This is a genomic window from Pseudomonas violetae (assembly GCF_023072615.1).
GTDB lineage: Bacteria > Pseudomonadota > Gammaproteobacteria > Pseudomonadales > Pseudomonadaceae > Aquipseudomonas > Aquipseudomonas violetae.
Map to the genome: position 1 here is coordinate 15,511 of NZ_JAKNRW010000042.1, position 12,435 is coordinate 27,945.

10 protein-coding genes are annotated in these 12,435 nt (G+C 62.0%); all 10 read left to right on the forward strand.

What is annotated here, in order from left to right:
• Positions 1 to 2: 2 nt before the first annotated feature.
• Complete coding sequence (locus tag L9059_RS27060) at positions 3 to 1,004, forward strand: polysaccharide deacetylase family protein (protein ID WP_247293975.1); 1,002 nt, start codon at positions 3 to 5, stop codon at positions 1,002 to 1,004.
• Positions 1,001 to 2,305, forward strand: coding sequence for a lipopolysaccharide biosynthesis protein (locus tag L9059_RS27065; RefSeq protein ID WP_247293977.1), 1,305 nt, complete (start codon positions 1,001 to 1,003; stop codon positions 2,303 to 2,305). Before L9059_RS27060 ends, L9059_RS27065 begins: the two co-directional genes overlap by 4 nt.
• Positions 2,302 to 4,221 (forward strand): hypothetical protein, encoded by a 1,920-nt coding sequence (locus L9059_RS27070; protein ID WP_247293979.1) that lies wholly within the window; start codon positions 2,302 to 2,304, stop codon positions 4,219 to 4,221. Before L9059_RS27065 ends, L9059_RS27070 begins: the two co-directional genes overlap by 4 nt.
• Positions 4,222 to 4,303: 82 nt before the next feature.
• Complete coding sequence (locus L9059_RS27075) at positions 4,304 to 4,990, forward strand: GNAT family N-acetyltransferase (RefSeq protein ID WP_247293981.1); 687 nt, start codon at positions 4,304 to 4,306, stop codon at positions 4,988 to 4,990.
• A gap of 4 nt (positions 4,991 to 4,994) precedes the next feature.
• Positions 4,995 to 6,230 carry a GNAT family N-acetyltransferase gene (locus L9059_RS27080; RefSeq protein ID WP_247293983.1) on the forward strand — a complete coding sequence of 412 codons (1,236 nt, stop codon included), beginning with the start codon at positions 4,995 to 4,997 and terminating at the stop codon, positions 6,228 to 6,230.
• The gene (locus tag L9059_RS27085; protein WP_247293984.1) at positions 6,202 to 6,993 is read left to right on the forward strand and encodes a ChbG/HpnK family deacetylase; all 792 of its coding nucleotides are present in this window, start codon (positions 6,202 to 6,204) and stop codon (positions 6,991 to 6,993) included. The genes L9059_RS27080 and L9059_RS27085 overlap by 29 nt, the downstream gene beginning before the upstream one ends.
• 115 nt (positions 6,994 to 7,108) lie before the next feature.
• Positions 7,109 to 7,801, forward strand: coding sequence for a GNAT family N-acetyltransferase (locus tag L9059_RS27090; RefSeq protein ID WP_247293985.1), 693 nt, complete (start codon positions 7,109 to 7,111; stop codon positions 7,799 to 7,801).
• A 426-nt stretch (positions 7,802 to 8,227) separates the two neighbouring features.
• Positions 8,228 to 8,725 carry a PaaI family thioesterase gene (locus L9059_RS27095; RefSeq protein ID WP_247293986.1) on the forward strand — a complete coding sequence of 166 codons (498 nt, stop codon included), beginning with the start codon at positions 8,228 to 8,230 and terminating at the stop codon, positions 8,723 to 8,725.
• 145 nt (positions 8,726 to 8,870) lie between these two features.
• A complete protein-coding gene (locus L9059_RS27100; protein WP_247293987.1) occupies positions 8,871 to 10,529 on the forward strand; it encodes a sensor domain-containing diguanylate cyclase in 1,659 nt (552 codons plus the stop codon).
• A gap of 184 nt (positions 10,530 to 10,713) precedes the next feature.
• Positions 10,714 to 12,414 carry an amidase gene (locus tag L9059_RS27105; RefSeq protein WP_247293988.1) on the forward strand — a complete coding sequence of 567 codons (1,701 nt, stop codon included), beginning with the start codon at positions 10,714 to 10,716 and terminating at the stop codon, positions 12,412 to 12,414.
• The last annotated feature ends 21 nt before the right edge of the window (positions 12,415 to 12,435 follow it).

A 12,435-nucleotide genomic window follows, 5' to 3' on the forward strand; every position in this document is an offset into this window, starting at 1 on the left:
CCATGGGGATCAAGCATTTGTTCAAACAGACCAGCGGCTGGCTGTACCTCAACTCGTCAGTGGGGCGCAATCAACTGCATGGTGCGGGGGTGATCCTGATGCTGCATCGGGTGCTGTCCAACGACCGCGCCGCCGACCTGCCTCATCGCAACGAACTGTGCGTCGGCCCTAAGGCGTTTGACCACTTGCTGGGCTGGCTCACCCGGCATTTTGACTGCGTACCGCTGATGGATATTCTGCAACCTACACAGCGGCCTTCGAAGCGGCCAAAGGTTGCCCTGACCTTCGACGACGGCTGGCGTGACAACGCCATGAACGCCTTCCCATTGCTGCTCAAACACCAGGTGCCGGCGAGCATTTTCCTCTCCAGTGATTTCATCGGCAGCCGCCAGAGGTTCTGGTGGGAAAGTATCAGTGAAACCCTCTGGGGCACCCATGGCGAGGAACCGCGGATGCACCTGATCGAATGCTTGCAACAAGCCGGCCGGCCACTGCCGGGGCTGCTCGATAACGCCGACGCGGATCGCCGCAGCCTGGCGCTGCTGCGCTTTGTGCAAAGCCTGAAAACCCTGACAGCCGACGAGCTCAACCGCCTCACCGACGAATGCCCGACAGACTCGATGCCACAAGCGCTGGACTGGCAACAGGTGCGTGCGCTGGAGAATTCCGGGCTGGTGCGTTTCGGCCCGCACGGTGCCAGTCATGCCATTCTCACTGGCCTGGACGATTGCACCCTGGCGCAAGAAATCCGCCGCAGCCGCGACGCGTTGCAGAACGGCTGCAACCGTCCTTTACCGGTCTACTGCTACCCCAATGGCGACAACGATGCGCGGGTCCGGCAACAGGTTGCCGACCATGACTTCCCGTTTGCTCTGGGCACCACCACCGGGATTTATCGGGGCGATTCAGAGCCCCTGGCGTTGCCACGGTTCGGCGTCAGCCAAAGGGTCGCGCGCAATCCGCAACTACTGTCCTGGCGCATCTATCGCGGGGCTCGCGCATGAGTCGCGGCAATTATTTCAAGCACCTGGCACTGAGCATGGGAACCAAGCTGGCGATGATCGCCTTGCGCCTGCTGCGCAACGTGTTGCTGGCGCGAATTCTCGGGCCAAGCGAACGCGGCCTGTTCGCGCTGCTCAGCACCCTGCCCGACATGATCAGCGCCGCCACCAGCGGCGGGCTCAATTCCGCCGTCGGCTTCCAGGCTGCGCAACAACGATCCATGGGCCTGTTGCTGAGTCAGGTGCTGGTATTCGGCTGCCTGCTCGCGGGCCTGCTGACGCTGGTAGTGGTGACGCTGACCCGTGAGTTCGGCAGCGAGCTGGACATCACCTTGCAACTGGGTTTATTCGCCTGGTTATTGTTGTTGGCTGTGCCGCTGACTGTGCTCAAGAGTGGCCTGCTGACCCTGCACAATGCCTCGGGCGGTGTGGTCGCATTCAACGTCTTACGCCTGATCGAATCGCTGGCGCCGCTGCTGCTGTTTCTCGCGCTGTTCTGGATGTGGAAAAGCACGGCGCTGGAAGCCGCTTTGATCAGTTGGCTGGCCGGTCTCAGCCTTGTAGTGCTGGCCGGCTGGGTCTGGCTCAAGCGCGCTCAGCCGCTGACCTTGCAATGGGACCGTGCCAGCCAGAAAGAACTGCTGCGCTACAGTGCCCGCAGCCATCCCGACCTGCTGTTCCAGCAGGTGCTCCTGCGCTCCGACTACCTGTTCATCGGCGCCATGCTGGGCACCACGGCCCTGGGGCATTACGCAATGGCCAGTGCGGCTGCCGAGTTGCTGCTGATCGTTCCGGAGGCCGTGACCACTCCGCTGATGAAGCGCCTGCTGCAACAGGAAAAAGGCATCGACAAACTCACGCCGCTGGCGCTGCGCCTGACCGCCACCGTCATGATCGGTGCGTGCCTGTGCATGGCGCTGATCGGTGAGTGGCTGATCGTCACTCTGTTCGGCGCGGCCTATCAACCGGCTTACCCGGCCCTGCTGGCGCTGCTGCCGGGGCTGCTGGGCCTGTGCTATGCGAGCATCCTGCGCCTGGACCTGCTGGGCAAGAATCGCCCCGGCACCATCTCAATGCTGATGGGCCTCAGCGCCTTGCTCAACTTGGCGCTGAACCTGGTACTGATCCCCGCCTACGGCATCGTCGGTGCGGCCGCCGCGTCCTCGATTGCCTACCTGGCGGTGACCGTGGCGCTGCTGCTGCTGTACTGCCGCCTAAGCAAAGTACCGCTCTGGCAAACCCTTATCATTTTGCCCAGCGACGTGGCGCCCATGCTGCTGCTGCTGCAACGGAAGTCGGCATGAAGTGCTTGTTATTGCTGGTAGGCCTGAGCCTGGGGCTGGGCGCCGAGGCCGCGCCCATGCGTTGGGCGGAAATTCGCGATGGCAGCCTGTATCTGCAGCCGGATCGCCCCGACACGCTGACCGTGCGCTGGACCCCAGCCTGGCAGGCGCAAGCCAACGAAGAACAGCTGTACCTGGTCGATGGCCAAGGCAAGCTTGAGGCCGAACGCAAGATCGCACCGAGTGAAACCAGTGGCAGCCAAAGCTGGCCGTTGGCGCCGAGCGCCGCCAGTTATCGTCTGGAAATTCCGGGCTACAGTTTCCGCCGCTACACGGTTGAGCACGACGAACGCACGGTGGCGCTGTTTGCCCCGGCCAAGGTGCATTTCAGCGCCGAGCCCCGAGGCGATGAAGAGTTGTATTTCAAGGTCGTGGCGGGCGAGCACGCCATATTGGCCGGCAAATACCACGGTGGTGTAGGCGCCTTGCAGGCGCAGCGGTTGGGCGACGGCAAGCAGTTATCGCTGCCCCTCAAACCCTACCGGGCCTATTGGCAGTTCGACAAGATCGAGTTGCCGGTGGCCGTCACCGACCAGGTATGGCGCCTGCACTTGCGCGGCAGCGGCAAAGTGGCGTTCTGGCTCGATGGTACGGCCAACCTGTTTGCGCAGAACCCGCAGCAACTCAAATCCTTGCGCGAAGACATCGGCCAGACCCACCTGACGCTGCACAATGAAGTGATCGGCAAAACCCCGAACCTGGCCGTCGCCATGCCGTACGTGTTGCCACCACCATCGAGCTTCGCCGTGCTCGACTCGCTCAATGTCAAGGCAGGCACCCATTACAGCCTGGTCGACATCATGGCGACCCGGCCCCATTACGAGGACAAGTTCCGCCAGCTTTACCAGGACCGCTTTGGTATCACCCAGGACATTACCCTGCTGGCCGGCAGGCAGCGCGTGGCCGATCTACGCGCCGACGCCACCAGCAACGCAGGGCTCGACGCCTGGCTGGCCGCCACTCGCGCCCTCGGCGGCAAAGGCACGCACTACATCGGATTCGCTGACGAGCCGAACCTCAATTACCGCGACTACGCGAGCTATCAGGCGATCTTCAACAGCATGGCCCGGCAGGTGCGCAGCGACCCGGCCAACGCCAAAGCCGGTGTGCGCATTGCCATGCCGGCGAGCTCGCGGTTCGTCAATGGTCCGTTCATTGAAAACGCCAAGGACAAGCGTGGCATTGATTGGGCCCGCCGCCTGCTCGCCGAATCCGGGGACAGCATCGACGCGCTGGCCTGGCACGAATGGATGATCCGCGATCTGCTGGCGACCCGGGTCTATCGCGACAGCGTGCGCCGCGCCGCCGAACTCGTCGGGCTGGATGCCCAGGGGCGGCCACGCAAGGCCTTGTTGCTGGACCAGACCAACATGTCCAGCGGGGGCAGCCTCAGCCCGTACGACCAGGAAACTCACTACGCCTCGCTATGGTGGGCCTCGGTAGCGATCAACTCGTCCCAGGATGGCTTGCTCGACATGCTCGGCTGGTTCCAGGCCGCCGATGAACCTGAACATCCCAAAGGCATGCTGCGGGTGCTCGATAACGATCGCTTCGAGCTCAAACCGGTGGGATTCGCCCAGCAGTTCATCCAGCAGCATTGGCTGCAAGACGTGATGCGTCTGGAAAACGACGCCTTCGAAGTCGATGTGCTAGCCATGGCCAGCGACCTGCAGCGCAGCCTGCTGGGGGTGAACAAAGTCGCGCGCCTGCAACGTGTCAGCCTGGCGGGCGCGGCCTGCCCGCTGAGCAATGGGTCACTGCGTTACTTCGGCGCGGACAACCGCAGCCGCGACGCACCGTTCAAATGCCAGGACGGCCGCATCAGCTTCGAGCTGCCAGGGGAAACCCTGTTCGCCCTGAGCTGGAGGGCCCCATGAACGCCATCGCTGATTGGCGCGCAGACGTCGCGTCGGGCCTTGCATTACTCCACCCACGGTCGCCCCGTCAGGAGTTAACACCATGAATGTCTTTAAAAAGCTCAGCAACCACATCAAGCACAAGGGCGTGCGCGCCACTTTCAACAAAGTCTGGAAGCACTACGTATTTTTCCACGAGGAACTGTTGTGGATGGAGCGTGATCTGGTCAGCCCCGTACCACCGCACAGGCTGCGGCCTTACAAGCCACTGCGCCTGGAAACCATCACCGCACAGAATGCCGTGGCCTTCAGCAAACACTTCGGAGATCGCGTTGGCACCATGGCCGAACTGGCTAATGAGGGCCACACCGGACACATGTATCTGGACGAAAGCGACAATGCGGTGGCCTTCATCTGGGGCAGCAAAGGCGACTACCACGACCGTCACTATTACGGCTGCTGGTTCCCGGTGAAACCCGGCGAATTCTTCGAGTTCGGCGGTGAACAGATCCGCGCCTACTGGGGCACCACACTGTCGGTCGACTTTCAGCTGGACCTGTGGAAGGCCATGGCAAAAAAAGGCTGCAACAAGGTGGTGGACGTCTGCGAGTCGCACAATATCCCGGCGCTGAAATTGCACATCCGCATGGGCTATCGCGAGCAGGGTCGAATCATGAACGTGTACAGCCTGTTTGGCCGGCGTTTCTATCGGGAAACCCATTACAGCGGCTCGCGCCTGGATGCCTTGCGCAAGCCGACCCGTGAACCTGTTACAGCATCGGCGACCTGAACCTATGGCGGCACGATTTGAATGGCGTACTTCGCTGTGTGCACCCGACTTCCCGGCAGCGGCTTATGAAGCGCTGCGCCTACGGGTACCGGAGCACACTCCGTTCAACACACTGGCCTGGATGTGCGCGTCGGAGCAGGCGCTGACCGCCGGGTGCCGCGTGCATGTGTTGCTTGCCTGGCAAGGCGATGAGTTGAAGTTGTGCCTGCCATTGGTGGCATCGGTGAAGCGTTTCGCCGGGCTGCCCTTGCGGGTGCTGCACCACTTGGGCTATCCCCTGGCCGATCGCCTGGCGCTGCTTGCCCGTCTGGACCCCGGGGATGTGCGCCAGGCGTTGGCGGAGGTTCGCCGCAAGCTGCCGCATGCCCTGCTGCAATTGAACGAGCTGTGCGTGGCGGCTGGCGAAGAAAGTACCCTGACCCAATGGACGGCGCACAGCTCTACCGGTGAACGGCGCCTGAGCTGTCGCGTGCCTGTCCACCGGATCAGCGAGGCCGACCATCAGGAAGTCTCAGGCGACCCACGCTACAAACTGCGCCGCGCACGTAAACGAATCGCCGCCTGTGGTGCTGAAGTCCGGCGCATCACCCCGGATGCGTCGACCATGGGGACGTTGTTGCAGGCCATCAGTGAAGTTGAAGCGGTGAGCTGGAAAGGCGACGAAGGGGTGGGGATTTTTGCCGATGAACGCCATCGCCAATGGATGGATCGGGCCTTCACCGCCCTCGCCGCCCAGGGACTGGTGCGAGTCGTGGTCCTCGAACTGGAGGGGCGCTGCATTAGCTATCGCCTGGGGTTGCTCGAACAAGGGCGGCTGTACGATTACAACCTGGCGTTCCTGCCGCAATACGCCGACTTGGGCAGCGGTCGGGTCTTGCTCGAAGAATGGATTCGCTGGGGGCTTGACGACAACTGGCGCTGGATCGATGCGTCGCGCGTCAGCCTGGAAAATTCCAGTCATCAACTGCACGAACGCATGACCGGGCAACTGGAACACTGGCGCTGGAGTTTTTATTCCTGGCGACCCAGCGGTATCGCCTTGGGGCTGGCGTTACGGGTCTGGCAGTCGCTCAAACCGAGGTTGCAGCAATGGAAAGCCCGGCGCGCGGCCAAGGTCGCCAAACCAGCGGCGGCGGAGCCTGTGGTGGCCGCCGAGGCCAAGCCGGCAAAACCTGCCAAGGTCAAAAACAACGCCACACGGGAGGGCGAACATGCCACGCCAAGTCATAGTCAACGCTGATGATTTCGGGCTCAGCCCAAACGAAAACGCTGTGATCCTCGGTGCGTTCCAGGCGGGCGTTATCAGCTCAGCTACGGCCATGGCCAACATGCCGGCCTTCGAGGCCGCGTGCGTTATTGCCCAGCATCCGCTGCTGACCGGGCGCATCGGCCTGCATTTCAATCTGACCTACGGCCAGCCGTTAAGCCTGGGCATTCTTTCGCGACCCAACTTCTGCGACAACGCCGGGGTGTTCGACCTCAACGTGCCCCGCCATCGCCTCTGGCTCAGCCGCGAGGATCGCGAGGCGGTGCTGGAGGAGCTTGAAGCGCAATGGCAACGCTGCCTGGACAATGGCGTGCAGCCCAGCCATCTGGATTCCCATCAGCATGTACACAACATCTGGCCGATCGGTGAGATCGTCGCGCGCTTCGCTGCCCGCCAGGGAGTGCCAGTGCGCCTGGCGCGCAACCTGGGGCAAAACCTCAGCCTGCCTAAGCGCATGTTCAAGCATTTGCTCAACTCGCGCCTGCAGCAACTGGCCGGTGCCACCGCCGATTACGTGTGCACGCCCATTGACCTGCGCGACGGGGCAATGCCGACCGACGGTGTGCTGGAAATCGTCGCCCATCCCAACCAGATCGGCACGGATTTCGGCGATGACTATCTGCCCCCTGGCGAGTCGCTGACGCAGGTGCTAGAGCGGCGCCTGCAAGGTGTACCGCGGGTTTCCTACTCAGCGGTAATTGGCGCGTTGCCCAGCGGTACGGCGGCAATGGAATGAGTTACATAACTTGCAACATATTCAAAGCTGGCGCTTTGACATTATTTGTACGGGTTGATCTATACCCAATTTGAGCGTCATCCACATGATCCTGGCTCAGGCTAAAGAGGGCTTTATGAACGTCATTGACAAGCTTCGCTCACGTATCAAACAGAAGGGTCTGGGCCGTACGTTCAAGACATTGTGGGAACGCTATGTGTTCTTCCATTGGGAGCTGCTATGGATGGAGCGCGACCTGGTCACTCCTGTCGCCCCGCACAAACTGCGCCCTTATTCGGGGTTGCGGATGGTCAGCATCACACCGGAGAACGCCAAGGCGTTCGGTAAGCATTTTGGTGATCGCGTAGAGACCATGGCAGAACTCGCCGCCGAAGGTCACACCGGGCAAATGTACCTGGACGCCAACGACCACGCTGTTGCGTTTATCTGGGGCAGTAAGCGCGACTATCACGATAGTCACTATTACGGCTGCTGGTTTCCGGTCAAGCCTGGAGAGTTTTTCGAGTTCGGCGGTGAAATGACCCGCGCCTATTTCGGTACCAGCCTGTCGGTTGATGCCCAGATCAACATCTGGAATGCGATGGCTGCCCAGGGCTGTGACAAGGTGGTGGATGTGTGTGAGACGCACAATATTCCGGCGTTGAAGCTGCACATTCGCATGGGGTATCACGAGCAGGGGCGCGTGACTCACGTTTACGGCTTGTTTGGGCGCTGGCGGTTTTTCCGCGAGACGCAGTACACCGGATCGCGCCTGGATCCGCTGCGCAAGCCGGGGCGGCCAGTGGTTGCGGATGCGGCTCGGGCTTGAGTCTGTCGCTGCGTAGGAGCTGTCGAGTGAAACGAGGGTGCGATCTTTCAATCTCGTTTCTTTGACCCTGTACATACCCAACCCCGCGGTAACGGCTCCCATCGGTTCTGCCTTTACAGCGGGTCACTTTCGAAAATCCGGAATGCCGGGCCAGGCGAAAGCAACAAAAGCGCTCTTGCACCACCCATCTGCACCTCGCCCAAACACGGTGTGCCCTTTCTGCGGCCTTGCTATGGGGGCTCCCGCGCTGCGCTACTTTGATCGTGTATCTCGCCTGAGTTTGTAATGAGCACCTGTGGGAGCAAAGCTTCCTCACAGGGAGGCACCCTACCCGCAGTTACGGCGCAAACGGATATACCCCACCGCTCTCCAGATCCCCCGCTAATTGATATACGCTTGGCCATCCCAAAACAAAAAAGGCCCCCCATGCTCGAGACTTCCCTGCAAGACTGCGCCGCGCCAGAAGGCGTCTGCTATGGCTGTGGCGGCAAAAACCCCCATGGTTTGCACATCAAAAGCTTTTGGCATGAAGACGGCATTCATGTCATGGCCGAGCACTTGCCCGATGCCCGGTACTGCGGCTGGCCCGACCTGGTCTACGGCGGGCTGATCGCCATGCTGGTGGACTGCCATTCGAACTGGACAGCCATGGCGTATCACTACCGCGCCGAAAATCGCGGCGCCGAAAGCCTGCCGCGCATCGACTGCGTCACCGGCAACCTGGGCATCAAGTTCATCAAGCCCACCCCGATGGGTGTCCCGCTGACCCTTCGCGCCACAGTCGAAGGCGATGTTGGTCGCAAGACCCGGGTGATCTGCGAGGTGTATGCCGCTGGAGTACTGACGGCGGTTGGCGATTCGGTGTTCGTACGGGTCGATACCGGGCAATTGGCTGCAGTCGCTCATGGCCGTGAGCATCCATAGTGCGGTGATGCCGGATTGCACTGAAAAAAATCGGCGCTGGCGCCCGGCTGCGAGATGGAATTGCGACGCAGTGTTTCAACCCGACTGGTAGTCAGCGGGTTTTTACGCATACCATGCGGGCACTTCAAACCTGCAGAGATCCACCATGTTCAAAGCAAGCCTGCGTAGCCATCTGACACTCTGGTTTGCCGGGTTGTCGCTGCTCACGTTGGTCAGCGTCGGCTTTTATGTGGGTCAGATTGCCACCCGGCAAATCCAGCAGGCCAGCGGCAATGCCTTGCTCAATACGGCCAAATCCGCAGCATCGTTACTGGGCGTGCAACTGCAGGAACGGCAACTTGAAGTCTATCTGCTAAGCCGCGCGCCCCATCTGGAACGCGGTAATCTCGATGACCCGGACATTCTGTTGTCGATGCTGCTGCGCTCGCAGTCGCGCGCCGAATACGCCTGGATGGGCGTGGCGGATGCAGACGGCCGGGTGCGCCAGGCGGTCAACGGGCTGCTGGTCAATCAGTCGGTCAAAGAGCGTCCCTGGTTCCAGGCCGGGTTGCGCGCGCCCTACACGGGTGATCCCCATGAAGCGCTGTTGCTGGCCAAGCTGCTACCGGCCAATTCCACAGGCGAGCCGCTGCGCTTCATCGATTTTGCCGCCCCCATTCACAATGCCCAGGGCCAGGTGATTGGCGTGCTGGGCGCACATGCGCACTGGAGCTGGGTGACGCGGATTGTCGAGTCGGCCGTGGTGCGCAAAGGCATGAGTCAGGTCGAGGCGCTGATCGTCGATCACGACGGCCGGGTGCTGTACCCGGAGCAGTCCATGGGGCAACAAGTGCCCGCCGAGCTGCTGACCCGGCAGAACGACAACAGTGGGCCGGACTGGTCGGCGGGTGCGGCTTACCTCACCCGCGTAGTCGCAGTGCCAACGCCGGCTAACGCCGGACTGTCGTGGTACATCGCGTTCCGGCAACCGCTGGATGTAGCGTTGCAGCCGGCGCGGCTGCTGTTTTACAAGTTGCTGGTACTGGGCGTTCTGGCCGCGCTAGTGTTCGGGCTGGTGGCGTACTATTTCGCCCAATACCTCAGCCGACCCATCGAACAGCTGGCGCGCTGGGCCAAACAGGTCCATGACCGCCAGCCGGATGTCACCTTCCCGGCGGACAATTCGGTGCGCGAGATTGCGCAGCTTGGCCAGTCCATCCAGGGCATGACCCAGTCGTTGCTGGACAAGGAAAGCGAACTGCGCGATGCCAACGCGTCGCTTGAGGCCACGGTCGCCCATCGAACCGCCGCCCTCACCCAGGCCAATGCCGAACTGTTGAAACTGGCGACCCATGATGCACTGACCGGCGTCTACAATCGCCGCCGCTTTGACGAGAAGCTGGTCGAGTCAAGCCTACTGTACCAGCGCTCTGGACGACCGTTTGCCCTGCTGCTGATCGACGCCGATCACTTCAAGCGCATCAACGATACCCATGGCCATGCAGTTGGCGATGAAGTGCTGCATCAGCTGTCGGGCCTGATCAAGGACACCACCCGCGCCACCGACTTCGTGGCCCGTTACGGCGGCGAGGAATTTGCCGTGCTGTTGCCGGAGGTAGAGGCGCCGGAAAGCCCTGACATCGTCGCCGAAAAGATCCGCGCAGCAGTCGCCGAAGCGACGTTTGCCTCGGTCGGGCGCGTGACGGTGAGTATTGGCGTCGGTTTAGCCACTTTGTCCGATACCAGCACTACCTCGCTGATCAAGCGTGCCGATCAGCAGCTATATAAAGCCAAGGAATCGGGGCGTAACCGGGTAGTTTTTTGATTCAGGTGCGCCCGCGCTGGTGCAAAATAGGCGCTCGGCCGATAAGCTCTGGCCCTGTCGCGCAACGCAGTGCAATGAGATTTTATATGAACACCCAAGTTGAGAAATGTGATGACCCCAAGTTCAGGATTCAACGTGATGGTTTGCGCCATCGCATCATCCAGCCAACGTCAGGGGTAGCCGCATGATCGAGGTCACTGAAGTTTCCATTGCCCAACTGCGGGCCGCGCTCGAATCGGGCCAGACCACGGCCGTCGAATTGGTCCAGGCTTATCTCGCCAGGGTCGATGCCTATGACGGGCGCGACACGCCTACCGCGCTCAATGCAGTGGTGGTACGTAACCCTGAAGCCCTCGCCGAAGCGCAGGCATCCGATGAGCGCCGCGCCAAGGGCCAGACCCTCGGCCCGCTCGATGGCATTGCCTATACCGCCAAGGACAGTTATCTGGTCAAGGGGCTGACGGCCGCCTCCGGCAGCCCGGCCTTCGTCGACCTCGTGGCCTATCGTGATGCGTTCACCATCGAGCGCCTGCGTGGAGCCGGTGCGATCTGCCTGGGCAAGACCAATATGCCGCCCATGGCCAATGGTGGTATGCAACGCGGGGTTTATGGCCGTGCGGAAAGCCCGTACAACGCCGCTTATCTCACTGCGCCTTTTGCATCGGGTTCCTCCAATGGCGCGGGTACTGCAACGGCGGCCAGTTTCGCCGCATTCGGGTTGGCGGAAGAAACCTGGTCGAGTGGGCGGGGGCCGGCATCGAACAACGGCTTGTGTGCCTACACGCCTTCGCGCGGGGTGATCTCGGTGCGCGGGAACTGGCCGCTGACGCCGACCATGGATGTGGTCGTGCCCTTCGCCCGGACCATGGCGGATCTACTCGAAGTGCTCGACGTGGTGGTCGCGGAAGATCCCGACACCCGTGGCGATCTATGGCGCATGCAGCCCTGGGTCCCGATTCCGAGCGTGGCCTCGGTGCGTCCCGCGAGCTATCCAGAGCTGGCAGCGAAGGCTGATGCACTGGCCGGGAAACGCCTCGGCGTGCCGCGCATGTACATCAATGCCGACCCGGAGGCCGGCACAGCTGAAGCGCCCGGCATCGGCGGGCCGACGGGCCAGCGCATCATCACCCGCGACTCGGTGATCGGGCTTTGGCAACAGGCGCGCCAGGCCTTGGAAGCGGCAGGCGCCGAAGTGATCGAAGTGGATTTCCCGCTGGTGTCCAATTGCGAAGGTGATCGTCCCGGTGCGCCGACGGTGTTCACCCGTGGCCTGGTGTCGAAGGAGTTTCTGCACCATGAACTCTGGGACCTGACGGCCTGGGCGTTCGATGATTTCCTGCAGGCCAACGCGGATCCAAAGCTGAACCGCCTGGTCGACGTCGACGGCCCGCTGATTTTCCCCCACGACCCGGGCACCCTGCCCAACCGCGAAGGTGACCTGGGGGCGGGCATGGACGAGTACGTGCGCATGGCCGAGCGCGGCATCACGCCTTGGGACCAGATCACCACGGTGCCCGACGGCCTGCGCGGACTGGAACAGACACGACGCATCGACCTTGAAGACTGGATGGATCGTCTGGGCCTGGACGCAGTGCTGTTTCCGACAGTCGCTGACGTGGCCCCGGCAAACGCCGATGTTGATCCCCATTCCGCAGACATCGCCTGGAGTAACGGCGTCTGGGTCGCCAACGGCAACCTCGCCATCCGCCACCTGGGCGTTCCTACGGTCACGGTCCCGATGGGCGTGATGCCGGACATCGGCATGCCGGTCGGCCTGACCTTTGCCGGTCGCGCCTATGACGATTCGTCGCTGCTACGCCTGGCTAGTGCGTTCGAGTCCACCGGTTCGAAGCGCATGATCCCGCCGCGAACGCCTGCGTTGTAGAAGCGAGCTCGCTCGCGATGG

Coding starts and splice junctions, on each gene's coding strand:
- L9059_RS27060 (WP_247293975.1), top strand. CDS start 3: ATGGGGATCAAGCATTTGTTCAAACAGACCAGCGGCTGGCTGTACCTC.
- L9059_RS27065 (WP_247293977.1), top strand. CDS start 1,001: ATGAGTCGCGGCAATTATTTCAAGCACCTGGCACTGAGCATGGGAACC.
- L9059_RS27070 (WP_247293979.1), top strand. CDS start 2,302: ATGAAGTGCTTGTTATTGCTGGTAGGCCTGAGCCTGGGGCTGGGCGCC.
- L9059_RS27075 (WP_247293981.1), top strand. CDS start 4,304: ATGAATGTCTTTAAAAAGCTCAGCAACCACATCAAGCACAAGGGCGTG.
- L9059_RS27080 (WP_247293983.1), top strand. CDS start 4,995: ATGGCGGCACGATTTGAATGGCGTACTTCGCTGTGTGCACCCGACTTC.
- L9059_RS27085 (WP_247293984.1), top strand. CDS start 6,202: ATGCCACGCCAAGTCATAGTCAACGCTGATGATTTCGGGCTCAGCCCA.
- L9059_RS27090 (WP_247293985.1), top strand. CDS start 7,109: ATGAACGTCATTGACAAGCTTCGCTCACGTATCAAACAGAAGGGTCTG.
- L9059_RS27095 (WP_247293986.1), top strand. CDS start 8,228: ATGCTCGAGACTTCCCTGCAAGACTGCGCCGCGCCAGAAGGCGTCTGC.
- L9059_RS27100 (WP_247293987.1), top strand. CDS start 8,871: ATGTTCAAAGCAAGCCTGCGTAGCCATCTGACACTCTGGTTTGCCGGG.
- L9059_RS27105 (WP_247293988.1), top strand. CDS start 10,714: ATGATCGAGGTCACTGAAGTTTCCATTGCCCAACTGCGGGCCGCGCTC.